This is a genomic window from Burkholderia contaminans (assembly GCF_029633825.1).
GTDB classification, from domain to species: Bacteria; Pseudomonadota; Gammaproteobacteria; order Burkholderiales; family Burkholderiaceae; genus Burkholderia; species Burkholderia contaminans.
Window position 1 is genome coordinate 40,345 of the sequence record NZ_CP090641.1, and the last position, 25,860, is coordinate 66,204.

General features: G+C 67.6%; 26 protein-coding genes. 20 read left to right on the plus strand and 6 right to left on the minus strand.

Features of this window, described 5'->3' with window-relative positions:
• Positions 1-61 precede the first annotated feature (61 nt).
• From LXE91_RS17960 to LXE91_RS17985, 6 genes are all read left to right on the plus strand, one after another.
• The gene (locus LXE91_RS17960) at positions 62-1,447 is read left to right on the plus strand and encodes an amino acid permease (protein WP_046196514.1); all 1,386 of its coding nucleotides are present in this window, start codon (positions 62-64) and stop codon (positions 1,445-1,447) included.
• 46 nt (positions 1,448-1,493) lie between these two features.
• Complete coding sequence (locus LXE91_RS17965) at positions 1,494-2,696, plus strand: amino acid aminotransferase (protein ID WP_039367337.1); 1,203 nt, start codon at positions 1,494-1,496, stop codon at positions 2,694-2,696.
• Between the two features lie 160 nt (positions 2,697-2,856).
• Positions 2,857-3,255, plus strand: a complete 399-nt coding sequence (locus LXE91_RS17970) for a DUF488 domain-containing protein (RefSeq protein ID WP_278068152.1) — start codon at positions 2,857-2,859, stop codon at positions 3,253-3,255.
• Positions 3,256-3,393: 138 nt separating this feature from the next.
• On the plus strand, positions 3,394-3,684 hold the full coding sequence (locus LXE91_RS17975) for a DUF1488 family protein (protein ID WP_039367343.1): 291 nt from the start codon (positions 3,394-3,396) through the stop codon (positions 3,682-3,684).
• Positions 3,685-3,700: 16 nt separating this feature from the next.
• Positions 3,701-3,940 (plus strand): hypothetical protein, encoded by a 240-nt coding sequence (locus tag LXE91_RS17980; RefSeq protein WP_039367346.1) that lies wholly within the window; start codon positions 3,701-3,703, stop codon positions 3,938-3,940.
• Between the two features lie 155 nt (positions 3,941-4,095).
• A complete protein-coding gene (locus LXE91_RS17985; protein WP_039367349.1) occupies positions 4,096-4,446 on the plus strand; it encodes a hypothetical protein in 351 nt (116 codons plus the stop codon).
• 39 nt (positions 4,447-4,485) lie between these two features.
• Here the strand turns inward: LXE91_RS17985 and LXE91_RS17990 are convergent, their stop codons facing one another.
• From LXE91_RS17990 to lhpI, 3 genes are all read right to left on the minus strand, one after another.
• Positions 4,486-5,265, minus strand: coding sequence for a helix-turn-helix domain-containing protein (locus tag LXE91_RS17990; protein WP_039367352.1), 780 nt, complete (start codon positions 5,263-5,265; stop codon positions 4,486-4,488).
• Positions 5,266-5,281: 16 nt separating this feature from the next.
• Positions 5,282-5,686 carry a response regulator transcription factor gene (locus LXE91_RS17995; protein ID WP_039367355.1) on the minus strand — a complete coding sequence of 135 codons (405 nt, stop codon included), beginning with the start codon at positions 5,684-5,686 and terminating at the stop codon, positions 5,282-5,284.
• 168 nt (positions 5,687-5,854) lie between these two features.
• Positions 5,855-6,790 (minus strand): bifunctional Delta(1)-pyrroline-2-carboxylate/Delta(1)-piperideine-2-carboxylate reductase, encoded by a 936-nt coding sequence (gene lhpI / locus LXE91_RS18000; RefSeq protein ID WP_039367358.1) that lies wholly within the window; start codon positions 6,788-6,790, stop codon positions 5,855-5,857.
• A 263-nt stretch (positions 6,791-7,053) separates the two neighbouring features.
• Between lhpI and LXE91_RS18005 the strand changes: the two genes are divergently transcribed.
• The 8 genes from LXE91_RS18005 to LXE91_RS18040 all read left to right on the plus strand — a co-directional run bounded on the left by LXE91_RS18005 (position 7,054) and on the right by LXE91_RS18040 (position 15,956).
• Positions 7,054-7,791, plus strand: a complete 738-nt coding sequence (locus tag LXE91_RS18005) for a FadR/GntR family transcriptional regulator (RefSeq protein ID WP_039367361.1) — start codon at positions 7,054-7,056, stop codon at positions 7,789-7,791.
• Between the two features lie 121 nt (positions 7,792-7,912).
• On the plus strand, positions 7,913-9,034 hold the full coding sequence (locus LXE91_RS18010; protein ID WP_039367364.1) for a branched-chain amino acid ABC transporter substrate-binding protein: 1,122 nt from the start codon (positions 7,913-7,915) through the stop codon (positions 9,032-9,034).
• A 64-nt stretch (positions 9,035-9,098) separates the two neighbouring features.
• Positions 9,099-10,106 (plus strand): trans-3-hydroxy-L-proline dehydratase, encoded by a 1,008-nt coding sequence (gene lhpH / locus LXE91_RS18015; protein WP_039367367.1) that lies wholly within the window; start codon positions 9,099-9,101, stop codon positions 10,104-10,106.
• Between the two features lie 174 nt (positions 10,107-10,280).
• Complete coding sequence (locus LXE91_RS18020) at positions 10,281-12,869, plus strand: penicillin-binding protein 1A (RefSeq protein WP_039367370.1); 2,589 nt, start codon at positions 10,281-10,283, stop codon at positions 12,867-12,869.
• A 79-nt stretch (positions 12,870-12,948) separates the two neighbouring features.
• A complete protein-coding gene (locus LXE91_RS18025) occupies positions 12,949-13,830 on the plus strand; it encodes a PilZ domain-containing protein (RefSeq protein WP_039367373.1) in 882 nt (293 codons plus the stop codon).
• A gap of 223 nt (positions 13,831-14,053) precedes the next feature.
• The gene (locus LXE91_RS18030; protein ID WP_039367376.1) at positions 14,054-14,383 is read left to right on the plus strand and encodes a DUF4148 domain-containing protein; all 330 of its coding nucleotides are present in this window, start codon (positions 14,054-14,056) and stop codon (positions 14,381-14,383) included.
• Between the two features lie 12 nt (positions 14,384-14,395).
• Entirely contained in the window at positions 14,396-15,331 is a 936-nt protein-coding gene (locus LXE91_RS18035) for a hypothetical protein (RefSeq protein WP_135370716.1), read from the plus strand.
• A gap of 220 nt (positions 15,332-15,551) precedes the next feature.
• Positions 15,552-15,956, plus strand: coding sequence for a lysozyme inhibitor LprI family protein (locus tag LXE91_RS18040; protein ID WP_039367382.1), 405 nt, complete (start codon positions 15,552-15,554; stop codon positions 15,954-15,956).
• A gap of 108 nt (positions 15,957-16,064) precedes the next feature.
• Here the strand turns inward: LXE91_RS18040 and LXE91_RS18045 are convergent, their stop codons facing one another.
• Entirely contained in the window at positions 16,065-16,712 is a 648-nt protein-coding gene (locus LXE91_RS18045) for a response regulator (protein WP_039367385.1), read from the minus strand.
• Positions 16,709-18,817 carry a PAS domain S-box protein gene (locus LXE91_RS18050; RefSeq protein ID WP_039367388.1) on the minus strand — a complete coding sequence of 703 codons (2,109 nt, stop codon included), beginning with the start codon at positions 18,815-18,817 and terminating at the stop codon, positions 16,709-16,711. Before LXE91_RS18050 ends, LXE91_RS18045 begins: the two co-directional genes overlap by 4 nt.
• A gap of 322 nt (positions 18,818-19,139) precedes the next feature.
• Here LXE91_RS18050 and LXE91_RS18055 point away from each other — a divergent pair, with 322 nt between their 5' ends.
• From LXE91_RS18055 to LXE91_RS18080, 6 genes are all read left to right on the plus strand, one after another.
• Positions 19,140-19,610 (plus strand): universal stress protein, encoded by a 471-nt coding sequence (locus LXE91_RS18055; RefSeq protein WP_039367391.1) that lies wholly within the window; start codon positions 19,140-19,142, stop codon positions 19,608-19,610.
• A gap of 379 nt (positions 19,611-19,989) precedes the next feature.
• A complete protein-coding gene (locus LXE91_RS18060; protein WP_039367393.1) occupies positions 19,990-20,496 on the plus strand; it encodes a cupin domain-containing protein in 507 nt (168 codons plus the stop codon).
• A gap of 185 nt (positions 20,497-20,681) precedes the next feature.
• Positions 20,682-21,707, plus strand: a complete 1,026-nt coding sequence (locus LXE91_RS18065) for a DedA family protein/thiosulfate sulfurtransferase GlpE (protein ID WP_039367395.1) — start codon at positions 20,682-20,684, stop codon at positions 21,705-21,707.
• A gap of 443 nt (positions 21,708-22,150) precedes the next feature.
• Positions 22,151-23,533, plus strand: coding sequence for an amino acid permease (locus LXE91_RS18070; RefSeq protein WP_039367398.1), 1,383 nt, complete (start codon positions 22,151-22,153; stop codon positions 23,531-23,533).
• 219 nt (positions 23,534-23,752) lie between these two features.
• A complete protein-coding gene (locus LXE91_RS18075; RefSeq protein WP_039367401.1) occupies positions 23,753-24,688 on the plus strand; it encodes a universal stress protein in 936 nt (311 codons plus the stop codon).
• Positions 24,689-24,963: 275 nt separating this feature from the next.
• A complete protein-coding gene (locus LXE91_RS18080) occupies positions 24,964-25,113 on the plus strand; it encodes a hypothetical protein (RefSeq protein WP_158077511.1) in 150 nt (49 codons plus the stop codon).
• Between the two features lie 117 nt (positions 25,114-25,230).
• Here the strand turns inward: LXE91_RS18080 and LXE91_RS18085 are convergent, their stop codons facing one another.
• Positions 25,231-25,665, minus strand: coding sequence for a hypothetical protein (locus LXE91_RS18085; protein ID WP_039367403.1), 435 nt, complete (start codon positions 25,663-25,665; stop codon positions 25,231-25,233).
• Positions 25,666-25,860: the final 195 nt, after the last annotated feature.

The window sequence follows — 25,860 nt, forward strand, 5'->3', positions numbered from 1 at the left end:
CCCGGCACACCGAGGCGCGCCGCACCCCGCTGCAGGCGGAGGCGGACAGAGTGGAGAAGACATGGTTTCTGGAAACGAGAGCGACGGCCTGAAGCGCGGGCTGAAGAACCGGCACATCCAGCTGATTGCGCTCGGCGGTGCGCTCGGCACGGGGCTGTTCCTCGGCATCGCGCAGACGATCAAGATGGCGGGCCCGTCCGTGCTGCTCGGCTACGCGGTGGCCGGCATCGTCGCGTTCTTCATCATGCGCCAGCTCGGCGAGATGGTCGTCGACGAGCCCGTCGCCGGCTCGTTCAGCTACTTCGCCAACAAGTACGTCGGCCACTTCACCGGCTTCCTGTCGGGCTGGAACTACTGGGTGCTGTACATCCTCGTCAGCATGGCCGAGCTGTCGGCCGTCGGGATCTACGTGCAGTACTGGTGGCCGGGCGTGCCGACCTGGGTGTCCGCGCTGGTGTTCTTCGTCGCGATCAACCTGCTCAACCTGGCGAGCGTGAAGTCGTACGGCGAGACGGAATTCTGGTTCTCGATCATCAAGGTTGCCGCGATCGTCGGGATGATCGGCTTCGGCGGCTGGCTGCTCGCGAGCGGCCATGCGGGGCCGGAGGCGAGTGTCCGGAACCTGTGGCAGCACGGCGGCTTCTTCCCGAACGGCGTGTCGGGGCTCGTGATGTCGATGGCCGCGATCATGTTCTCGTTCGGCGGGCTGGAGCTGATCGGCATCACCGCGGCCGAGGCCGACGATCCGAAGCGCAGCATTCCGCGCGCGACCAACCAGGTGATCTACCGCATCCTGATTTTCTACATCGGCGCGCTCGCGGTGCTGCTGTCGCTGTATCCGTGGGAAAAGGTCGTCACCGGCGGCAGCCCGTTCGTGCTGATCTTCCACGCGCTGAGCAGCAACGTGGTGGCCAACGTGCTGAACGTGGTCGTGCTGACGGCCGCGCTGTCGGTCTACAACAGCGGCGTGTACAGCAACAGCCGGATGCTGTTCGGCCTCGCGCAGCAGGGCAACGCACCGAAGGTGCTGTGCTCGGTGAACAAGCGCGGCATTCCGCTCGCCGCGCTCGGCGCGTCGGCGCTCGCGACCGGCCTGTGCGTGCTGGTCAACTACTTCATGCCGGGCAAGGCGTTCGAGGTGCTGATGGGCCTCGTCGTGTCGGCGCTGATCATCAACTGGGCGATGGTCACGCTGATCCACCTGAAGTTCCGCCAGGCCAAGCGTGCAGCCGGGGAGGAGACTTCCTTCCGCAGTCTGGGCTATCCTTTCACGAATTACCTGTGCCTGGCATTCATGGCCGGCATTCTCGTCGTGATGTACCTGACGCCGGATCTCCGCCTGTCGGTGTACCTGATCCCGGTATGGCTCGCGGTGCTCGCGGTCGGGTATCGCTTCCGTCAGAAGAATGCAGGCTATGCGGTGCACGACGGCGCATCCGCACGCTGACGCAGGCCACGACCGATCATTCTTCCAAACGAGACCGACTCAAGCCATGTTCGAACACATCGACGCGTACCCGGGCGATCCGATCCTGACGCTCAACGAGAACTTCCAGAAAGATCCGCGCGACCAGAAGGTCAACCTGAGCATCGGCATCTATTTCGACGCAGAAGGCCGGATTCCGGTGATGGGCGCCGTGCGCGAAGCCGAAACCACGCTGCAGCGCGACAGCAGCGCGAAGCCGTACCTGCCGATGGTCGGCCTGGCCGCGTATCGTGACGCCGTACAGGCGCTCGTGTTCGGCGCCGATCACCCGGCCCGCGCGGCCGGCCGCATCGCGACGCTGCAGACGCTCGGCGGCTCCGGCGCACTGAAGGTGGGCGCCGATTTCCTGAAGCGCTATTTCCCGGATTCGCAGGTGTGGCTCAGCGATCCGAGCTGGGAAAACCATCGCTTCATCTTCGAGCGCGCCGGCTTCACGGTGAACTCGTACCCGTACTACGACGAGGCGACGGGCGGCCTGAAGTTCGACGCGATGCTCGCGGCGATCGATGCGCTGCCGGCGCGCAGCATCGTGCTGCTGCACGCATGCTGCCACAACCCGACCGGCGTCGATCTCGACGAAGGCCAGTGGGAGAAGCTGATCGACGTGATCGAGGCGCGCGGGCTGCTGCCGTTCGTCGACATGGCGTACCAGGGCTTCGGCGCGGGCCTCGACGCGGACGCGTTCGCGGTGCGCGAGCTGGCCCGCCGCGGCGTGCCGGCGCTGGTCGCGAACTCGTTCTCGAAGAACTTCTCGCTGTACGGCGAGCGCGTGGGCGGCCTGAGCGTCGTCTGCGAGGATGCCGCCGCGGCCGATCGCGTGCTCGGCCAGCTGGCCGGCGCCGTGCGCTCGAACTACAGCAATCCGCAAACCTACGGCGCGAAGGTCGTGGCAACCGTGCTCGGCACGCCTGCGCTGCGCAAGCAGTGGGAAGAGGAACTGGCGGCGATGTGCCGCCGCATCGCACGGATGCGCCAGTCGATCCATGACGGCCTGCGCGACCACGTCAGCGGCGAGGCACTGACGCGCTACGTGAAGCAGCGCGGGATGTTCACGTACACGGGCCTGACCGAATCGCAGGTCGATGCGCTGCGCGAAGTGCATGGCGTGTACATCCTGCGTTCCGGCCGGATGTGCGTCGCGGGCCTGAACGACTCGAACGTCGCCATCGTCGCGGATGCCATCGGCAAGGTGCTGAAGAGCGGCGTCTGAGCGCGGCGCGCCCCGGCGCGCAACGCGGCTGGCCGAACCGGCTGTCTCCGCAAGGGGGCAGCCGGTTTTTCGTCGTACGGCCGAATGTGCGCCACCCGGCTGACGCGAAGGCGGCGCGGGCGTACGATCACGGCATCCAACGCGACTCGGAAGGAAGCACATGGGCATCCGGATCATCCAGCTCGGCACGCCGCGCGCGGCCGGCGAGGGCCTGCGGATCGGCACGGTGCGGCGGCCGCCGCGCGGCGTGCCGAAGGCGGAATTCGCGTCGCGCAACTACTATGATGTATGGCTGCCGACGTTGTCGCCGAGCCCGGAACTCGTCGCCCGGGCGCAGGCCGCCGAAACCGATGCCGAATGGAACGCGTTCCGGCGTCACTTCCGTGCGGAGATGGCGCAGGGCGATGCGCCGAAGGTGCTCGACCTGCTGGCCGCGCTGTCGGCGACCACAGCGTTTTCGATCGGCTGCTATTGCGACGACGAGCGCCGTTGCCACCGCGGCGTGCTGCGCGAACTGCTCGCGCAGCGCGGCGCGGCGATCGAGCCCGACGCGGGCTGAAAGCCGTTCGTGGCGGTGCCGCGCGGCCGCGCCGGCACGCTGCCGTGCCGTTATCGTGCGGCGCAGCGAACCGGTTGACGTGGGTCAAGCGTGCGGGCGCGCGCGCCACTATGCTCTCGTCATGGAGCGATTACGACGATGACAGGCGGACAGATGCAGATTGCCTTCCCGCCGGAACCACCCGAATATTGCGCACGCGATCTGGTCGTGGCGTTTTCGGCACTGGTCGACGGACGTTGCGTACAGTGCGCGGTCACGGCCGAGGCGCTGGAAGATCATTTCGGCGCGCCGTCGCTGCTCGAACGCGACTTGCTGGCTGCGTTCGACGCGCACCGGTCGGCGATCGAGGCGATGGCACGACGCATGCTTGAGGAAATCGGCGGCCGGCCGGTGCTGCTGCACAGCGGCCACTTCCGGCTCGGAGACTGATACCGCAGGAGGGCGCATGACACTGCAGGGCAACATCCACGAACGCGACTGGTCCGTCGAAGTCGAGACGCGCCCGTGCGAATCGGGCGAATTCCGCTGCCGCGTGTCGGTCGAGCACGGCACCGGCGCCGCGCGTTTTCATCACACGTTCGAGCACAGCCACGCGTATCCGACCGAGCGCGAGGCGATGATCGAAGGGTTGCGGGCCGGCATGACGTGGATCGAGATGAAGACGTCGCAAACTTTCAACGTATGAACGGACCCGCGCCGGCGACGGCGCGGGCAGACTATCGGCCGGGCAGCGATCGGAGAAATCGCGCCGTGCCACGGGCAACACGTGCCGCCGCCTTTCGATGCAGGCGGCACATGCAAGGCGGTCGACGAGCGGGCGGCCCCGTCAGGAGACACGACATGGGCGTGGGCATGCAGATCGCCTGCCTTGGATTCGCGGGGACCGCCGCGGTCGAAGCCGAAGCCGGCGCGCAGCTGGTGCGGCTCGAGCGGTTTCGCGCGCTGATCACCGGTTGCCATCTCACGATCGAATCGCTTGCCGCCGCCGATGGCGCACGCTGTTACGACGCGCGGCTCGACCTCGTGACGCACGACACGGCGCGCTGGCCGTTGCCGCCGTGCGTGGGCGACGACATGGACGACGTGCTGCGCCGTGTGTTCACGCAGGCCGAACAGGTGCTGATCGCGTGCCAGGCGGCCGGTGCAAGGGTGGGGCTGCGCAACGCGGCGGCCGGCGGCGCGGTGCGATGATGCATCGCGCGCTGCGCCGCCAGGTGTAACCCGGATCCGTCAGACCCGTGCGAGCGCTTGCGAGTCGATGATGCGCACGCGCTTGCCGCGCGTTTCGACCATCGCTTCGCGATGGAACCGCGAGAACATCCGGCTCACGGTTTCGAGCTTCATCCCGAGATAGCAGCCGATTTCCTCGCGCGTCATCCGCAGGTTGAATTCCGTCGCCGAATAGCCGCGCGCCTCGAAGCGCGACGACAGGTTCAGCAGGAAATGCGCGACGCGTTGTTCCGCCGACATCGTGCCGAGCAGCAGCATCTGGCTCGATTCGCGGACGATCTCGCTGCTCAGCATCTGGTAGAGGAAGTGCTGCATCGGCTTGATTTCGCGGCACGCCGCTTCGAGCGCACCGAACGGGATGATGCACACGACGCTGTCCTCGAGCGCGATCGCGTCGCAGCAATGCTGGCCGCCGCCGATGCCGTCCATACCGAGCGTTTCACCGGCAATCTGGAAGCCCGTCACATGCTCGCGGCCGTCGCGATGCATCATCACCGTCTTGAACGAACCCGCGCGCACTGCATAGATGCTATGGAACGCGTCGTCGGTGCGGAACAGCGCTTCGCCCTGGCGCACCTGCCGGGTCGTGCAGATGATCGAGTCGAGGCGGCCGTATTCGGCCGCGGTCAGGTGCGGCGGCAGGCACATCGAGCGCATCGCACATACCGAGCAGCGTGCGGCGGGATGTTTGGCGGCGTCGGCGCGCGTGACCGCGCGAAGCGGAATCGTCGGCCGAGGCGTGATGGATACGTCGGCGGCGCAGGGGGTGGCTGTTGACATGAGTCACTCCGGCTCGTCAGGGGCGATGCACGCGAGCGTGCACCAGGGATTCGATGACTTGGCATGCGGCGTCGAATTCGACGGTCTTGTCGAAGAAGTAGTCGGCTCCGGCCGATGCGCATGCCTCTCTGAATGCCGGCGCCGAATGATTCGTCAGCACGATCGTGACGATGCGCGGCGCGGCCTTCGACAGCGTCCCGATCAGGTCGAGGCCGCTGCCGTCCGCCAGCCGCAGGTCGACGATCACCACGTCCGCCTGGCTGCTGCGGATATGCGCCAACGCTTCCTGGCCGTCTTCCGCCTCGCCGACGACGGCGACACCGCGGATCGCGCCGACGAGCAGCGCGATCCGCTGCCGGACGGCGGCGGCATGATCGACGAGAAACACCCGGAGCGCGGCGGGTAACTGGCTGGCATTCATGCCGGCAGTATCGTGTTGCGCCGCCAAAAATGAAATCGGCCGAATTGGAAGTTGATGTAGGCCGCTGCGACGCGTTGTAGGGCGATTCCTACAACGCGTACGGGAAATCGCCGGAGCGGCCCCGAGGTGGCGACGCCGCGAGCGCGGCAGACGGGTAGCGCTGCCGGATCAGCCGGCCTGGCGCGCAGCCAGCGCATCGCGTGCCGTACGGCACGCGGCGAGATCCCACGCCGCACAGCCGACGCTCTTGAACAGCAACGGCCCGCTGCGGTCGAATGTGCCGCCCAGCACGTCGGCGAGCGACGCGACGTGCTGCCAGTCGACCTGCGCGACGATCAGGTCGCCGGCTTCGTGGCGCGCGCCGGCCGGATCGTCGACGACCAGCCGGCTGGCGCGCACCGTGTTCGCGTCGATCTCGGCCGCGTCCGCGGTAAACGCGCCGACGCCGACCACGAGCCGGCCTTCGCGCGCGGCTTCGCGATAGACGGGCGTGCGGCTCGTCGTCAGCGTGACGACGACGTCGATCGCATCGGGAATCGCGTCGCCGTCGAGCGGCACGAGACGCGGCGCCTGCGCGCGGTGCGCGGCACAGAATGCCGCTGCGCTGTCGGCGCTCGTGCCGCGCACGTGGAGGCGCGCTTCGGGAAAGATCGCGGCGAGCGCTTCCGCATGATTGGCCGCCTGTTTCCCGGTGCCGATCAGCAGGATGTCGCGCGGTGCGGCGCCGTGCAGCGCCTGGATGCCGAGCGCGGTGACGGCCGCCGTGCGGCGCCCGGTGACCGTCGGGCCGTCGAGCGCGAAGCGCATCTCGCCGGTGCTCGCGTCGTATGCGGTGACCTGGCCGAGGATCGTCGGCAGCCCGCGCGCGCCGTTGCCCGGGCATACGTTCACGAGCTTGTGGGTCGCGAGGTCGCGCGCGCTCGACGGCATCGACAGCATCACGCCGCCCGCCTGCAGCGGCACGACCAGGCGTTCGGGGCTGACGATCTCGCCCGCCGCATAGTCGGCGACGGCCTGCCCGAGCGTGGCGAGCAGCGCCGGATAGGCAAGCAGCGCGGCCGTGTCGGCCGCATCGAAAACGGGAATCGGGGAGAGAGCGGTCATCGTGTACGTCGCATGCGTCGGTGAGCGTGGACGGCGGGCGCATGCCGCACCCGCCACAGGGCTGCCGGATACCGTGACACAGGGCAGTGTGGATCGAATCTATACCACTTGATGGCCCGCTAGCAACCCAGAAAATAAAGCGCCCCGCCGGTTTTGGTTCTAATATCTGTCCAGAAGGGCCGCCATGGCCTCGATGCCGGCGCGCTCCGGTATAGTGCGAACCCATTCCAGATTCACGCCCGCGACCGGGCAGGAGCCAAACGATGATGTCCGCGCGTCCCGACACACTCGAAGGCGGTTTCAGGCCGCTGCAGATCTACGAGCAGGTGGCCGAGAAGATCCGCGACGAGATCCGCGCGGGGCGCTACGCCGCCGAGTCGCGGCTGCCGTCCGAGCGCGAGCTCGCGGTGCTGTTCCAGGTCGGCCGGCCGGCCGTGCGCGAGGCGCTCGGCGCACTGCAGAACGAAGGGCTCGTGTTCACGAAGCGCAATTCGGGCACTTACGTCGTCGCGTCGCCGCTCGACGTGCTCGCGGAGCGCGGCGATGCGCACCGGGCGTCCGAGCCCGATTTCAGCCCGACGTCGACGCTCGACGTGCGGCTGATCCTGGAGCCCGCGATCGCGCGCCTCGCGGCTGCGCACGGCCGCGCCGACCCCGGCGCCGAACGCTATCTGGCCCAGATGGAGACCATCACCGACGTCGACGATCCGCATCAGCGCGCGCTGTGGAACGAGAGCGACCGGCTGTTCCACCGCCAACTCGCGTTGATGACCGGCGACGCGCTGATCGTGAAGATCGCGGACGAAGTCGCGAAGACGATGGACCAGCCGCTGTGGAAGCGGCTGAAGGACGACGGCATCTACGATGCGGGCCGGATCCGGCTCTACGTGTCCGAACACCGGCTGATCTACGAGGCGATCGTGTCCGGCGACGCCGATGCGGCGGCGTTCTATGTCGAGCAGCACATCCGCCGCGTGCGGCGCGACATCACGCCGAAGTGACCGTGCCGGGCTCGTTCTGGTCTGAAAAATGACCAGAATAGAAGTTTTTATTTTGAAATTGCTTGCATGGTGACCACACGTATCCTACATTGGTTTCACACAAAACCAATCAGGAGACATCATGCGACACCTCGTTACCGCGCTCTCGGTGGCCATCGCCGCCGGCGCGCTGACTTCCGCGCACGCGCAGGAAGTCGTGATGATCGGCCATTCGGCGCCGCTCACGGGCCCGCAGGCCGCGAACGGCAAGGACAATGAAAACGGCGCGCGGCTGGCCGTCGACGAACTCAACAAGGCCGGCATCAAGGTCGCCGGCAAGACCGTCACGTTCAAACTGGTCTCCGACGACGACCAGGCCGACCCGAAGGCCGGCGTGCAGGTGGCGCAGAACCTCGTCGACAAGGGCGTGGTCGCGGTGCTCGGGCCGTACAACTCGGGCGTCGCGATTCCCGCATCGCGCGTGTACTCGACTGCCGGCGTGCCGATGCTGCCGGTCGCGTCGAACCCGGCGCTGACCAGGCAGGGCTTCAAGAACATCTTCCGGATCGGCGCGAGCGACGAGCAGCTCGGCGGCACGATGGCCACCTTCGCCGCGAAGACGCTGAACGCGAAAACCGCCGCCGTGATCGACGATCGCACCGCGTACGGGCAAGGCGTGGCGGAGCAGTTCATGAACGTCGCGAAGGCGAACGGGATCAGGATCGTCGACCAGGAATTCACGAACTCGTCGGCCACCGATTTCCTCGGCATTCTCACCAAGATCAAGGCCAGCAACCCCGACGTGATCTTCCTCGGCGGCTATGCGGCCCAGGGCGCGCCGATGGCCAAGCAGATGAAGCAGCGCGGGCTGCGCGCGAAGCTGCTCGGCGGCGACGGCATCTGCTCGGCCGACATGGGCAAGGTCGCGGGCGACGCGGCGTCGATCGTCTACTGCGCGCAGGGCGGCGTCGCGCTCGAGAAAACGGCGGCCGGCCGCGAATTCCTGAAGAAGTACCACGACACGTATCACACCGATACGCAGGTCTATGGCGTGAACTACTACGACGGGATGAAGCTGCTCGCCGATGCGATGGTCCAGGCCGGCACGACCTCCGACAAGGCGAAGCTGATCGCGCAGCTCGCGAAGTCGAACTACACGGGCGTCGCGGGCACCTATTCGTTCGACGCGAACGGCGACCTGAAGGGCGCGCCGACCACCGTGTACGTGATCCGCAACGGCCTGCCGGAACCGTACGCGAAGTAACGGCCAGCCAGCCATCGGACGGCGGCGCGGCCGCCGTCCTTCGTTTCAACGCTTTCGATTCCCCATGAAAATTTCCCGATCCCTTTCCACCGTCGAAGTCCACACCGGCGGCGAAGCGTTCCGCATCGTCACGAGCGGGCTGCCGCGCGCGCCCGGCGACACGATCGTCCAGCGCCGCGCGTGGCTCAAGGAAAACGCCGACGAGATCCGCCGCGCGCTGATGTTCGAACCGCGCGGCCACGCCGACATGTACGGCGGCTACCTGACCGAGCCCGTGTCGCCGAACGCGGATTTCGGCGTGATCTTCGTGCACAACGAAGGCTACAGCGACCATTGCGGGCACGGCGTGATCGCGCTGTCGACCGCGGCCGTCGAGCTCGGCTGGGTGCAGCGCACGGTACCGGAAACGCGGGTCGGCATCGATGCGCCGTGCGGCTTCATCGAAGCGTTCGTCAAGTGGGACGGCGAGCATGCGGGACCGGTGCGCTTCGTCAACGTGCCGTCGTTCATCTGGCAGCGCGACGTGTCGGTCGAGACGCCGTCGTTCGGCACCGTGACCGGCGACATCGCGTACGGCGGCGCGTTCTACTTCTACGTCGACGGTGCGCCGTTCGACCTGCCGGTGCGCGAAGCGGCGGTGGAAAAGCTGATCCGTTTCGGCGCGGAAGTGAAGGCCGCCGCGAACGCGAAGTACCCGGTCGTGCATCCGGAGATCCCGGAAATCAACCATATCTACGGCACGATCATCGCGAATGCGCCGCGCCACCCGGGCTCGACGCAGGCGAACTGCTGCGTGTTCGCGGATCGCGAGGTCGACCGCTCGCCGACCGGTTCCGGCACCGGCGGCCGGGTCGCGCAGCTCTACCAGCGCGGGCTGCTCGCGGCGGGCGACACGCTCGTCAACGAATCGATCGTCGGCACGGTCTTCAAGGGGCGCGTGCTGCGCGAAACGACGGTCGGCGACATCCCGGCCGTGATTCCGGAAGTGGAAGGCAGCGCGCATATCTGCGGGTTCGCGAACTGGATCGTCGACGAGCGCGATCCGCTGACCTACGGTTTTCTCGTGCGCTGAGTTGCCGCGCCGATCGGCTGCGCCCGGCGCGGCCGCCCGTTTGTCGTACCAGGCTTGGCGCGTCGTTCCCGTCACGGGGCGCGCGCCTTTTTTGCGTGTGAACGGCCGCTCGGCCGCCCGGTGTGTGCCGCCGCCACGCCATCGCCGTCCGGCGGCCCGCGCGAGTTTGGTACGATGCACCCTTTTCAGCCGAGCTCCACCCGCGTGAATCGCCGAAACGTGTCGTCAGTGCGTGCCTTCTGTGCCAGATGGGTCGCGCGCGCCCAACCCGTCGCGGCTGCCGCCGTCGCGCGGGTCAAGCCCCTCGCCGCCACCGCGTGGCAGCATGTCCGCCACCCGACGCGCCGCGGCGTCCTGCTCGCCGGCGCCGCCGTGCCGGCGCTGTTCGTGGTGTACGTGGTCGTGCTCATTCCGTTCACGCCGGGCATCGGCGACATCCGCAAGGCCCGCGTCGACCAGCCCGCGCAGGTGCTGTCCGCCGACGGCAAGCTGCTGGCCGAATTCAAGCCGTCGAACCGCGAATGGGTGCCGCTCAAGCAGATCTCGCCGCACATGGTCGACGCGCTGATCGCGACCGAGGATCACCGCTTCTACGAGCACCACGGCCTCGACTGGAAGCGCACGGCATCGGCCGCGCTCCATACGTTCTCGGGCAGCCGCCAGGGCGGCTCGACGATCACGCAGCAGCTCGCGCGCAACCTGTATCCGGACGAGATCGGCCGTGCGCCGACGCTCACGCGCAAGGTGAAGGAGGCGATCACCGCGCTGAAGATCGAGGCGGTCTACAGCAAGGACCAGATCCTCGAGACTTACCTCAACACGGTGCCGTTCCTGTACAACGCGTACGGCGTCGAGATGGCCGCGCGTACCTATTTCGACAAGTCGGCCGACGAGCTCGACGTGCTCGACAGCGCGACGCTGGTCGGGATGCTGAAGGGCAACAGTTACTACAACCCGGTGCTGAACCCCGAGCGTGCGCTGCAGCGGCGCAATACGGTGCTCGGCCAGATGGTGAAGTACGGCAAGCTGTCGCCCGCGCAGTTCGCGCAGTTGCAGCGCCGGCCGCTGCGGGTCGATTTCGAGCGCCAGAAGGAGCCGCCGGGGCCGGCGCCGCACTTCGCGCAGCAGTTGCGCAAATGGCTGATCGCGTGGGCCGACCGCAACGACTACAACATCTACTCGGACGGGCTGATCGTGCGCACGACGATCGACTCGCGCCTGCAGCAGATGGCGACGCAGGCGCTCACGCTGCAGGGCAACCAGTTGCAGGGCATCGCGAACAGCGCGTGGAGCGGCCGCGACGGCTGCGGCACCGACAATGAGGTGTTCCGCACCTTCATGCGCGAGTCGCCCGAGTACAAGGCCGCGCAGGATGCCGGCAAGGACGACGCGGCCGCGATGAAGCTGCTCGCGGCCGACCGCGGTTTCATGCGCGCACTGTGCAAGACGAAGACCGACGTGCAGGCCGGCTTCCTCGCGATCGATCCGCGCGACGGGCAGATCCGTGCGTGGGTCGGCAGCCGCGACTTCACCAACGAGCCGTTCGACCACGTCGCGCAGGCGCGGCGCCAGCCGGGCTCGACGTTCAAGCCGTTCGTCTATGGCGTCGCGTTCGCGAACGGGATGAAGCCGGACGACACCTTCATCGACCAGCCGGTCGAGATTCCGCTGAAGGGCGGCGAGATCTGGCGGCCGAACGACGACGTGCCGCCCACCGGCAAACCGATGACGCTGCGCGACGCGGTCGCGCTGTCGCGCAACCGGATCACCGCGCAGGTGATGGAGAAGGTCGGGCCGGCTGCCGTGGCCAGGCTCGCACGCGACATGGGCGTGCGCGAAAGCCCGCTCGAACGCGTGCCGTCGCTGGCGCTCGGCACGAGCCCGGTCACGCTGAAGGAGATGGTCGCGTCGTACGCGACGATCGCAAACGGCGGCCTGTACGTCGAGCCGCAGATGGTCACGCGCATCGAGAACCGCCAGGGCGACGTCCTCGCCGAATACGCGCCGGCACCGCCCGAGCGCGCGCTCGACGCCGAAACCGACAAGACGCTGCTCAGCGTGATGCGCGACGTCGTGACGCGCGGCACGGGCGGCAGCATCCGCACGCGCTTCGGGATCCGGGGTGACGTGGCCGGCAAGACGGGCACGACGCAGGACAACGCGGACGGCTGGTTCATCCTGATGCAGCCCGGCCTCGTCGCCGGTGCGTGGGTCGGGTTCGACGACGGCCGCGTGACGTTGCGCAGCGACTACTGGGGGCAGGGCGCGCACAGTGCGCTGCCGATCGTCGGCGATTTCTTCCAGCGTGCGCAGCGCGCCCGGATCGTCGACACGAAGGCGAAATTCGATACCGAGCCGTCGCCCGGCTGGTTCGCGTCGCTGCGCGAGCGCGTGACGGATCTGGTCGACACGTGGTTCCCGCCCGAGGCGAAGAAGGCCCCCGCACCGGTCAGGACGCAGCGGGTGGAGCGTGCGCCCGACGCTGATACGGGCGCGGCGTCGGCCGCATCAGCCGCATCGGCACCCGAAGCGGCATCGGGCGGCATCGTCGAGGAATGGGTGCCGGCGTCCGAAGTGGCCGCGTCGGCCGCCGCGCTGTCGGCGGGCGCATCGCAGTCGCAACCCGCGCAGCTGCCGGCGGGGGCGAGTGCGGCGGGCGGAAGCAGCACGGGCCTCGGCGCCGCACCGGCTGCCGCCCCTTCGGCTGCACCGCCCCCCGCGCCGGTGCAGGCCGCGCCCGACGCGCCCGGCGCTTCGCAGTAGCGGAGCCGTTCAGAATTCGCGCGATGCTGCCGTAATCATGTTGTCATGACAGCTCGCGCGGTCGCTCCGCGCCGCCCCGATGAGGCTATCTACCGACTACGTCCCGCTCGCGCGCGACGATCTCGCCGCCGGCGTCCCGCTCGGCTTCGATCTCTTCGATGCCGACGGCGCCGCACTGCTGCCGGCCGGCACGACGCTGCACGATGCCGCGCAGCATGCTTTCCTGTTCGACCATTTCCGTCCGGTACGACGGCGCGACGACGCCGAAGCCGCGGCCGAGCCGCGCGCGCCTGACGCGGTGCCTCACGCGCAGCGGATGGGACTGTCGCCGGGCGCTTCGATCGGCATCCGGCGTCGGGTCGGCACGACCCGCGGGCTGCAGCGCTGCCGGTTGATCGGCATCGCCGCATCGGGCGCGCTGTTCGTCGAGCCGCAGCCGGCGGCCGCGCTCGACTTCGCGCGTGGCGACGACATCGAGGCCGTGGCAATCGGCCGTGCCGCGGTGTCGCGTTTCGGCGCGACGGTCGAGTCGGTGCAGGAAGCGGGCGCCGCGCGGTTCTTGGTGCTGTCGCCGCCCGGCTTCGTAGACCGGCTGCGCACGCGCGCGGAACCGCGCGTGCCGGTGCGGATCGCCGCCTGCTGCGCGGGCGGGTCGGAGGGCGCGGAAGGCATCGGGATGGTGCACGACATCAGCGTGAGCGGCCTGTCGATTGCCGTCGACCGGCCGATCGCCGCCATCGGCGAAACCTTGCGCGTGCAGCTTCCGTACGCGGCGGGCGACCGGGTCGAGCTGCTGGCGCTCGACGGCACGGTGCGCGCCGTTCATGCCGATCCGGCCGCGCCCGCGCTGACGCTGCATCACGCGGCGTTCGGCGAAACAGGCGCCGACGACCTGATCCGCCTCAAGGCGCTGCTGTTCGACCGGTTGATGGCGTCGCCGGATACCGGCCGGCGGCGCTGATGCAGGGCTGCGCGCACCGGGTACCGCGCCACGGTATTCAATGCGTGAATGCCGCTAATCATCTGATGATTCGGCATATTCCGCAGCGATTGTCCTTTTTCCGTCAACAGTGAATTCGTGATTTAAGTATTTACCCTGATAGCGTGGCCTCCTAGACTTCTACTCATGCGCAACGACCCCGAGTCCGAAGCGCCTGACAAAACAATCCTGGAGGTAACGCATCATGAAATCGCTGATCAAGGCAGTTGCACTGGCCGCCCTGGTGGCCGCACCGGTCGTCTCGTTCGCCCAATCGAACCAGCAGCCGCTGACGCGCGCGCAAGTGCGCGCCGAGCTGGTCCAGCTCGAAAAGGCCGGCTACAACCCGAACGACTGGATCAATTACCCGGAAAACATCCAGGCCGCACAGGCCAAGATCGCCGCCGCGCAGAACACCGGTGCGCAAGCTGATGCAACGGGCTACGGTTCGAACCCTGCCGCAGCGTCGCAGTCGGGCCAGCGCGTGGTCGTGCCGGCCGCAACCGACCGTTCGTCGGTGTTCTTCGGCCACTGAGCACGTTGCCGGATGGCGGCCTTTGCCGCCGCTGGAAGCCTCGCATTGAAAAGAGCCCGCACCCGGTTGGAGTGCGGGCTCTTTGCATTGGAACGCGGCGGCGCAATGCTTTCAGCCGCGTGGAAAGCGCCGGACATGCGAAAACTGGCGATGGATCCATGCGATATCAACCCGTGCCAATCATCATGTCGCATGCAACGTACGCCGGATACGCTTCCGCGTTGCATCGTCAGAGTAAGATCGCCGGAGACAGGAATAACGGTTTCGATCTACGGAGAAGCGATGCGCCTGTATTTGGTCAGCGGAACAGTGTCAAATTTGCGCTTTTCGCGCGAGATGTATTCGCCATCAAAATTTCAACAAATCGGGGAAACGGCAGCAGAGTTCGCGCCTTTATTGCTTGAGGCCGTTGATAAAAATCGTATGGCGCCACAGAGCGATCCTGAACGGGGCCGCCCCAAACCACCCAAGGGTTACTGGATCGAGATAGAGGTGGCGGGGCGAACGCTCAAAGGCTGGTTCGGCTGTATCTCGATCGAGAATGGCGGGCATGTCGACGCCGTCTGTGACAAAAGCGGATTGTTGATGGCGCTTCACAACCCGGTTGCGAGGCTGATCGTATTCAAGCCGCCTTGCCCTGACGGCCTGAAGCCCGTTTTCAACACATCCTTGCTTTACGCCTACCTCGCTGTGACCGCGCTTTTATTCTTTGGCCAAGCCGTGATCTATGCGTTCGGGATATCCACACGGGGCCAATTTTTTGGCCTGATGCCGTTCATGCTGGCAATGACGATGTCTGTTGTGGCGCTCTTCGCGCTTTTGGCCTTTCGCCATGAATTGATCAATGGGCGTAAAACCAGAAAGATCCTCAAGTTGCTCGGTTTGTCCGATACGGCGAGCAGATTGACGGCGGAATACATCGGCACCGGCTATGCGTACCGCTACTGACGTTTTTTGCCCAGACGTCCAGCGGAGCGCGAGCCCGTTGCGCCATCCTTTCGTCACGCACACTCCCGGCTTTTGCGTTGAACCCGCTGACAACCGGAACCGCGTACGCTAGCATCGCGATCGGTGTCGCCACGAGACGGCGGCCGATGGGCGACAGCGCGGCAAGCTCGGCAAGCTCGGCACCGGGTTCCACGACTTCAACGAACAACAAGGAGCATCCATGCGTGTCTTGACTGGTCTGCTGTGCTCGCTCGCGCTCGCGGCGAACGTCGCCCATGCGCAGGCGAATTGTGCCGACGCGACGGATCAGGCGGCGATGACGGCGTGCGCCGATCGCGCGTACAAGAAATCCGACGGGGAACTGAACCGGACCTACCAGGCCGTCACCGCGCGCCTGCGCGATGCGCGGCCGCTCGCCGACAAACTCGTGAATGCGCAGCGTGCGTGGATCGCGTACCGCGATGCCGAATGCAACTTCTCCAGCGCGAACGCCGAGGGCGGCAGTGTGTATCCGATGGTCGTGTCGACCTGCCTCGACGATCTGACGAAAGCGCGCACCGACACGCTGAAGGGCTATCTGTCGTGCGAGGAAGGCGATCTCGCGTGCCCCGTGCCGGCCAAGTAAGCGGATAAACGGGTAAGCGGGGTGCGCCGCCCGGCCGGGCGCATGCCGGGCGGCCGGCGGCACCTGCCATCCAGCCGCTGCCGGGCGTCATCCGTTACACGACCTCCGTTACACGTCGTCCGTTTCGTCGAGCAGCTTGTGCCGCATCGCGTAACGCACCAGCGCCGCTTCGTGCGGCATCTGCATCTTTTCCAGGATGCGCGTCTTGTACGTGCTGACCGTCTTCGCGCTCACGCATAGCGCGTTGGCGATCTCGGTGAGCGTCTGGCCGGCGGCGATCCGCCGGAACACGTCGAATTCGCGGTCGGACAGCCGCTGGTGCGGCAGCGTCTCGGCCGGCTCGTTCAGGCTCTGCGCGAACTGCTCGGCCATCGCGAGACTCACGTAGACGCCGCCCGACGCCACCTTCGTGACCGCGCCGACCAGCTCGGCGCTCGCGCTTTCCTTCGTCAGGTAGCCCGACGCGCCGGCGCGGAACGCGCGCACCGCGTATTGCTGCTCCGCGTGCATGGTCAGCACGAGGACGCGCAGCGCGGGCTTCTCGTCCTTGATCTGCTTGATCAGTTCGACGCCGTTGCGGCCCGGCATCGACAGGTCGAGCACGAGCACCTGCGCGGGCGTGGCGCGTATGAGCGCGATCGTCGACGGGCCGTCGCAGGCTTCGCCGGCCACTTCGAATCCGGTGGCGTTCTGGAGGATGTGCCGCAGACCGTCGCGTACGAGCGTATGGTCGTCGGCGATGAGCACCTTGATCATGTGATGGGCGTTTCCTGTTGGACGGTACTGAGCGGGAACGCGACGGTGATCGAGAAACCGCGCGCGAGCGCGGTGTCGATCGTCACGGAGCCGCCCAGCATGTGGGCGCGTTCGCGAATGCCGATCAGGCCGAACGATTTGTCTTCATGGGCCGGGCCGCCGGGCGCCGAGCCGCGGCCGTTGTCCGCGACGCGCAGCACGCAGAAGCCTTCCTCGACGTCGAGCCGCAGCGCGACGCGCGTCGCATCCGCGTGGCGCGCGACGTTCGTCAGCGCTTCCTGGACGATCCGGAACAACGTGGTCGCACCCGCGCTCGTGAACGTGAGCCCGCCGGTTTCGATGTGCCGCTCGACATCGATCCCGTAGCGGTTCGTGAAATCGTTCGCGAGCCATTCGATCGCGGGCACGAGGCCGAGATCGTCGAGCATCACGGGCCGCAGGTCGGCCGCGATGCGCCGCACCGACGCGACCGTCGCGTCGATCAGCCGCCGCATGCCCTGCAGGTGCGTCTGCACGTCTTCGTCGGGCTGTGTGCGACCCGGCACGCGCAGCTGCTGTTCGACCACCGACAGATCCATCTTCAGCGCGGTGAGCTGCTGGCCGAGGTCGTCGTGCAGTTCGCGCGCGATGCGGGTCTTTTCCTCTTCGCGCACGTTCTGCAGGTTCGCCGACAGTTCGCGCAATTCTTCACGCGACTGCTTCAGCGCGTTATCGGCGCGCTGCCGCTCGGTGATGTCGCGCAGCATCACCGTATAGAGCTTGCCCGACGCGTCGCGGATCTGCGAAATCGACGCCTCGATCGGGAATTCCTCGCCGTTGGCGCGCAGCCCGAACAGCACCCGCTGGCGGCCCATCTGCCGCTCGGACACGCCCGTCACGCCGAACTGATCGACGTGCTTGGCGTGCGCGGCGCGGAACCGCTCGGGGATGAAGCGCGACAGCGGCGCGCCGATCGCCTCCATCGCGGACACGCCGAACACCTGCTCGGCCATCGGATTGAAGATGACGACGGTCTGCTTTTCGTCGATCGTGATGATCGCTTCCATCGACGAACGGATGATGCCCATCATCCGCGCCTCGTTGAGGATGCCGCGGCTGCTCGCGCCCGGATCGGCGGCGGAGCGGCCGCGCAGCAGCGCATGGATCAGCACCGCGAACGCGATCGACGCGATCAGGCCCGCGGCGAGCACGGTGCCGGCCGCGCGCTGCGCGCCGGTGGCGCTCGGGCGGCCGTCCGCGGAATATGCGAGCGTCAGCACGGTGCCGCCGAAATTCAGCTCGTCGGTGCGCCGCATCAGGTCGGGAGAAGCCGAGGCCTCGTCGGTCGTCGTTTCGACGCTGACGATCGCGCGCCGATCGCCGCCGGCGGTGATCCACACGTCGATCCCGCGTTCCGCGTCGAGCGCACGCTCGACCAGGCGCCGCGGGCTCAACGCCGCGAACAGCACGCCGTCGGCGCCGTTTTCGCGCGGGCCGGGCGGTGTGGCGGCCGCACGCGGCGACACGGCAACCGGCAGGAACAGCGTAAAGGTGCGGGCCTCGCGGGACGTGTCGTCGTCGGCCGGGTGGACGCCGAGCGCGACGTCGCCGGTCTGCAGCGCACGCGCGAGCGGCGCCGCGTCGAACGCGCCGAAGCGCACGACCGGTGAATTCGACGCCGGGGCACTGAGCGCGGCGGTCGCGAGCGTGCCGGCCGGCAGCGGCTTCGCGCCGGCGAGGGCGGTGCGCGTCGCGGGCGGCAGCGGGGCATAGCCGATCTGGCGGACCGGCGAGCGCCCGCTGTCGAGGTCGAGCATCTCCGCATACCGGCGCCATTGTTCGGGCGTCATGCCCGGGACGAGGTTGAACGCGCCGCGCGCGCCTTCGAGCACGGCCGCGCCGGATTGCAGCTCATGGCGGAGCATCGCCGTCACATGCGTCGTGCGGCGTTCGAAACGCGTATGGACGGCGCCTTGCCACTGCTCGCGCACGAGCAGGGCGACGCCGAGCGACAGCACGGCGCCGGCGCATAGTGCAACGACGCCGGCCGCGAGCGGCTGGCGTAACATGATCTGGAGGCGCGTAGGCCCTCGGGCGTCCCGCGTCGGGGTTCCACTTGCGGTCATTCGATGGCCATTCTGTTGTCGGGGGCCGCCCCGTGGCACGGGGGCAGCGCAGCAAAACCGGGCAAACTCGCACGGGCTGCACGCAACATCTATTTTCAAGATGAAATTGTGCGCGATTTACACGTTTTTTGTAATGGGGTCACTAGAAATAGCGGCAGCCAGGCGTGAAGCAGCGGACGCGCCGGCCGCGCTTGACGCGCATCAACGGGCGCGTCGGCACGTGGGGCAGACTGTTCGGCAGGCCACCCGGCACCGGGCCGGGTGGCGATAACGGGCCGCCGTCGCGCGACGCGCGATGCGTGCCCGGTCGGAGGGACGGACCATGTACAAGCGGATTTTCGTCGGGCTCGACGGCAGCCCGAGCGCGCGTCTCGCGCTGAACGAGGCGATCCGGATCGCGGCGGCGTCCGGCGGCGAAGTGACCTGCGCGTACGTCGTCGAGCACCGGCCGCAACTGGTCGACGTCGATGCGGGCTTCGCGGCCGCGCGCGACGGCGATGCGGCTGCGGCCGATGCGGCGACGCCGGTGCTCGACGACGCGAAGGCGGCGCTCGCGCACGAGCAGGTGCGAGGCACCGTGCGTGCGCTCGACGCCTACGGCGAGGACGTCGCCACGGTGCTGATGCGCACGGCGGCCGAAGCCGATGCCGACCTGATCGTGATGGGCACGAGCGGGCGGCACGGCCTGCGCCGGCTGCTGCTCGGCAGTGTCGCCGAATCGCTGCTGCGCGCGGCCGACCGGCCCGTGCTGCTGGTGCGGCACAGCGAGCCCGGCACGCCGGCGGCTGCGTGACGCGCGGGGTACGGCGCTGACGTGGACGCACGGGCGGTTGCGGGCGGCGACCGTCTCGCGCCGTCTCGCGCATTCGTCGGATGACGGCCGGATGAAACGGAAACGCGACGCGCGCGGCGTGTGAGCGGGGCTGTCGCTGCCGTCGCATCGACCGCGCGAGCGCGGCATGCCCGGTGTCCCTCGCGCGCACAATCGCGTGCCGGCGGTTGCATCCGGACACGCAGTTCTGGCAGCATCGACCGGTGTCCGCTTGTTCGCCGCGCGCATGGCCGCGGCGATCGACGCAGCAGCATCCGGCGACATGCGGCCGCGATCGCGATGAGCGAAGCGAGGCCGTACGCCGGCTGCCCGGTTCCTTACCTTACCGACGTCATCCGCCATGCCGATCTCCGCTACCGACCTGATTCGCCAGTTCGACCTGCAGCCGCATCCCGAAGGCGGCTATTTCCGCGAAACCTACCGTGCGACCGATTCGGTCGTGCGTCCGGCCGACGGCGCGCCACGCGCCGCGTCGACCGCGATCTACTACCTGTTGTGCGACGGCGCGTATTCGTCGTGGCACCGGATCCGTTCCGACGAAGTCTGGCATTTCTACGCGGGCGACCCGATCGAAGTGTGGGTGCTCGACGAGCGCGACGGGCTGACGATCCACCGGCTCGGCAACCCGCTCACGCATCCGGGCACCGTGTTCCAGGCGGTCGTGCGGGCCGGGAGCTGGTTCGGCGCGCGCTGCGCGTTGCCGGAGCATGTCGCGCTCGTCGGCTGCACGGTGGCGCCGGGCTTCGAGTTCGCGGAATTCGAACTGGCCGATGCGGCCGCGCTGGCCGCCGCGTTTCCCGATTACGCGGAACACGTCGGGCAGCTTGCCCAGCGCACCGACTTGTGACTGTCACGGCCGTGCCATCAAGGGTGCCAAGCCCGTGCCGGCGGTGCGTGTTCCGCGCGGTCGCGGCCAAACCCGTTTAGAATGCCGTGGTGCATCGGGTCGGCTGCGGGCGTGCCGCGGCGGCCGTTGCCCCGCCGTGCCGACGGCCCCCGTCGCGCCACTGCATGCCTTCCAGGAGCGCCGCCGTGTGGCACTTTCCCATCGCTATTCCATCGTCGCTCGGCCCATGGGCCGTGTTCGCGAGCGTGTTGATCACGCAGCTCGGCGTGCCGGTGCCGGCCGTGCCGATGCTGATTCTCGGCGGCACGATGGCGGCAATGGGGCAGGCGTCCTGGCTCAGCATGTTCGCGGCGGCGATCGGTGCGACGATGCTGGCCGATTCGCTGTGGTTCTTCATGGGCCGCACGCGCGGCCGGCGCCTGCTGAACGGCCTCGTGCGCTTCTCGCTGTCGCTCGACACGACGCTGCGGTTCGCACGTAACGTATTCGAAAGATACGGCGCGCCGTTGCTCGTATTGTCCAAATTCCTGCCTGGCCTCGGCCTCGTGTCGGCGCCGCTGCTCGGCACGACCGCGATCGGCGTCGGCGTGTTCCTGTTCTGGGATCTGGCCGGCGCATCGCTGTGGGCCGCGTTCTGGCTGATCGGCGGCGCGGCCATTCACGACCAGATCGTCCAGTTCGTGCTGTGGGTGCGCGCGAGCGGCGGCACGATCCTCGATGCATTCCTCGCGATCTTCATCACGTTCCTGCTGTACCGCTGGGTGCGTCGCGTGCAGTTCCGCCGCTATCTTGCGCAGGTGCGCATCTCGCCGCCGCAGCTCGTCGAGATGATGACGTCGGACGAGCCGCCGCTGATCTTCGACGCGCGGCCGAAAGCGATCCGCGAGCGCGAACCGTACCGGATCGCCGGCGCGGTGCCGGTCGATCTCGATTCGCCGGACCTGCTCGATCCCGAAATGCTGAAGCGGCCGATCGTCGTGTATTGCGTGTGCCCGAACGAGGCCACCGCGAAGCGCCTGATCGCGAAGATGCAGCGCAAGAAGATGATCCACAACATCCGCGCGCTGAAGGGCGGACTCGACGCGTGGGAGAAGCACGGCTATCCGGTCGAGCCGCTGCCGGCCGATCTGGATTCGTCGCGTTATTTCGTACGTCCCGAGCACGGAGCAATCGAAGGCGAATATACGGTGCGCGCGACGCTGTCGAAATAAATCCGCACGCGAGCGTCGCGCGCATTCGAATTCCATTACCGGTTTCAAACCCCGCGATTCTTCCGAAAATCGACTGGCGCGAAACCGCTGATCCTCCCTATAATCCCGCCTGCATATTGCGTGCGCCTGATCGCGCACATTCGACGCGCGTTCGTTCGCGCCGAAAGCGATTGATCCCGTCGTCGTCCGTCACGCGCACAGCCGCGTCGCACGGGCCGCACGGGCGTATTCCGTGAAAGGCCCGATCCGTTTTCCGGATTGTTCCGGAAAATACGGATAATTCGCGGCGATTCCCATCGGATTGACGCAGTATCCATGTCGTTTCTTATTTGGAAAACGACGGCGGAGATTATTTCGTTTTCGGCATGCCGGGATCGGCATGAACGGTCGCGCATTGATATCGACAATGACGGCGGCCCGTTCGCGGCTGCCAGGAGACGGACTTGAAACAACCAGAAGACCAGTTGCACCGCGGGCTGGAAGAGCGGCACATCAACCTGATGGCGCTCGGCGCGACGATCGGCGTCGGCCTGTTCCTCGGCTCGGCCACCGCGATCCGCGTCGCCGGCCCGGCCATCCTGCTGACCTACCTGCTGGGCGGCATCGCCATTTTCCTGATCATGCGCGCACTCGGCGAGATGGCGATCGCCAATCCCGTCGCCGGCGCGTTCAGCCGCTACGCGCGCGACTACCTCGGCCCGCTCGCCGGCTACCTGACCGGCTGGACCTACTGGTTCGTGTGGATCGTCACCTGCATGGCGGAAATCACCGCGGTCGGCGTCTACATGCACATGTGGTTCCCCGGCGTGCCGAACTGGATCTGGGCGCTCGCGGCGCTCATGGCGATGGGCTCGGTGAACTTCATCGCGGTCAAGCTGTACGGTGAATTCGAGTTCTGGTTCGCGTTGATCAAGATCGTCACGATCGTGCTGATGATCATCGGCGGCGGGCTGATGATCGCGTTCGGCATCGGCAACGGCGGTGTCGCGATCGGCCTGTCGAACCTGTGGGCGCACGGCGGCTTCATGCCGAACGGCATCAACGGTGTGGTCGCCGCGTTGCCGATCGTGATGTTCGCGTATCTCGGCGTGGAAATGCTCGGCCTCACCGCCGGCGAGGCGCGCAACCCGGAGAAGTCGCTGACGAAGGCCGTGAACTCGGTGTTCTGGCGCGTGCTGATTTTCTACATCGGTGCGCTGTTCGTGATCATGTCGCTGTATCCGTGGGACCAGATCGGCACGCAGGGCAGCCCGTTCGTGATGACGTTCTCGCGGCTCGGCATCCCGGCCGCCGCCGGCATCATCAACTTCGTCGTGCTGACCGCGGCGCTGTCGTCGTGCAACAGCGGCCTGTTCAGCACCGCGCGGATGCTCTACAACCTCGCGCAGCAGGGCCAGGCGCCGAGCACGCTCGGCAAGGTCAATCGCAACGGCGTGCCGGTGTACGGCGTGATCGTGTCGGTCACGCTGCTCCTGATCGGCGTGCTGCTCAACTATCTCGCGCCGCAGCACGTGTTCACGTGGCTCACGTCGGTGTCGACATTCGGCGCGATCTGGACGTGGTGCGTGATCCTGATCGCGCAGATGCGCTTTCGCCGCACGCTGTCGGCGGACAAGATCGCGCGCCTGCCGATCCGCGTGCCGTTCTATCCGCTCGGTTCGTTCGTCGCGCTCGGTTTTCTCGTGCTCGTCGTCGTGCTGATGGCGTTCACGCCCGATACGCGCGTCGCACTCGTGATCGGGCCGGTATGGATCGTGCTGCTCGGCATCACGTATGCGCTGTTCTACGCGAACCGTCCGGCGGCATCGGTGCCGACGAAGTCGTAGGCAGCATGGGCAGGGGCCCGCGCGACCCTTGATCGCAATCATGCACGCGCGGGCCGGACGATCTATGCTGGACGAATCGATTGTCCGCGCTTCGCGTGGCAACCCGCCGATTTCCGTGACCGCCCGCGACCGCGGCGGTTGTTCGGCTGCCGTGCGCCGCTTCCGCGCGAAGCTCCCGGCGTCGTTTCGCGACGACGCGCACGCACGGAGGCCTTCGCCATGCAGCCTGCCCAGCCCATCCCGACGCTTGCGCGGATCGCGCTGGCCGTCGACCCGACGCCCGAATCGCTGTCCGCCGCGCGCTATGCGCGCACGCTGCTGCGCCCCGGCATGCGATTGCGCATCATCTGCGCCATCGACAACCCGCGCCTCGTATTGCCCGACATCCCGCGCATCGACGCACTGCTGACGTCCGCGCGCGAGGACCTGATGCGCGAAGCGCAGGCCATCAACGAACGGATCGCGGCGTTGTTCGCCGGCAGCGGCATCGAAGTCGAGCAGGCCATCATCGATACGTCGGTGACGGGCGGTTCGGTAGCCGATGCGTTGGTGAGCGATACGTCGGCATGGCAAGCGGACGTGCTGGTGGTCGGTGCGAATCCGCATCACGGGCTGCTGCGGCTCGTGGAAGGCGCGATGTCGGACACGTTGACGACACGCGTGCGCTGCGCGCTGCTGATCGTGCCAGCCGCCTATGCGCGGCCGTCGGACGGCGGCCTGCAGCGGCTGATGTTCGCGGTCGACGGCAGCGAGCCGTCGCTGCAAGCGGTGCGCGTCGGGCTCGGCTTCGCGACGCCGACGACGTTGCTGTACGCGGCCTACGTGATCGATCGCGCGGTTCGTCTGACGGATATCGTGCCGGTGCGCGCGCTCGAGGATGCCTATCGCGCGGAGGGCGAGGATGCGCTCGCAAAGATCGGCCCGCTGTTCCATGCGACCGGAAACCCGAGCAAGCGCAGTGTCATTGAAACCCGCCCGACCAGCGACGACGTGGCCCATGCGCTGATGCGCGACGCCGTGCACTGGCGCGCCGAACTGCTGGTGGTCGGCACGCATGGCAGGCGCGGCATCGCCGCCTGGCTGATCGGCAGCGTTGCACGCCGCATTGCGCATCTCGCACAGGTGCCGGTGCTGCTCGTGCGCGGTACCGAATAATTCGCGCGGTGTCGCGATCGAAGCGCACTTGGCTTGACCTGCATCAGAAACCGCGCACTTCGCGCGTGAGACATTGACGGAACATCCGGCAACGCAGTGGGTCTGTCGTGCATGTACCGCGCAGCCACGCTGCAACACGCGCGCTGATGGCGGTGATCGGTGGAGCCGTTACATCGATTTCCGGAGCCGCAACGTGCGATGCACCGCGCGCCATCCGACCGAGAACTCTCTGGCACGAGGGTAGGCAGCTACGGTTGCCTTGGAGGACGGGCGGGGTGAAAGCCACCCCGTCCGCTTTCCTCGTTCGTGTTTTTGTTGGCCCCGTCTGGATTGCCTTCCCCGCAGGAATCGTCGTCATGGCGGCCGTGTCGAACGGCGCGTCACGATGCGTGATGGCGCGCGGTGGCGCCGATGCGGATCGGTGAGGGTCGCGGCATGCGTACCGCTGCCGCTCAGGCACGGCGTGCCGCATGCGCTGCTGACCTTGCGAGATGCGCAGCCGTTGCACGGCCCCCGTGCCGTACATCGGCATGCTTGCATGCTCAGGTGAAGCGAAGCATCGACCGGAGGTCGTGCCGTCGGCCAACACCGCGGCGCACCCGCGGACGCTGGCGCCCGACATGCAGCGGCGTACACGCGCTGCACATGCGGTTGCGCAGGCGGTTCGCGTGCGGCCAGCCGGGGCGCGCGTTGCGACGCGGCTCGGCATCGGCCGGCGCGTCGGGTGCGGCCCGCGCGCAGAGTGCCGCGGCGAACCGTTGCAACGCGAGCACCGAGCCCGCGACGCTCTGGTACTTTTCGCGGCCGATCTGCCCGTCGAGCGTGACGAGCAACCCGGCTTCGCGTGCAAGCGCAAGCAAGGTGTCGATATTGTCGGACGGAAGATTGCCGGCCGACACGGCCTGGGTGGGCTGGGCGCGCGCTTTGCCCGACGCGCGCCGCTGGCCGTCCCGGCCCGGTAAGTTGCGATGTGCCATGGTTGGTCTCCTGCGCCAGGCCCCGCGTGCCGGCTCGACGGCCGGCTGAGCGATGACCCGTATGAACGTATCGTCCATGTCACCAGTATCGTGTCGCGCCCGTGCGCTGCCAAGCGGCGCGCGCTGAAGTCGCTGTCAGGTATTGCGCGGCGCCTATCGGAATCCGCTGACACGCAGGGCGGCCGATCGGCTGTC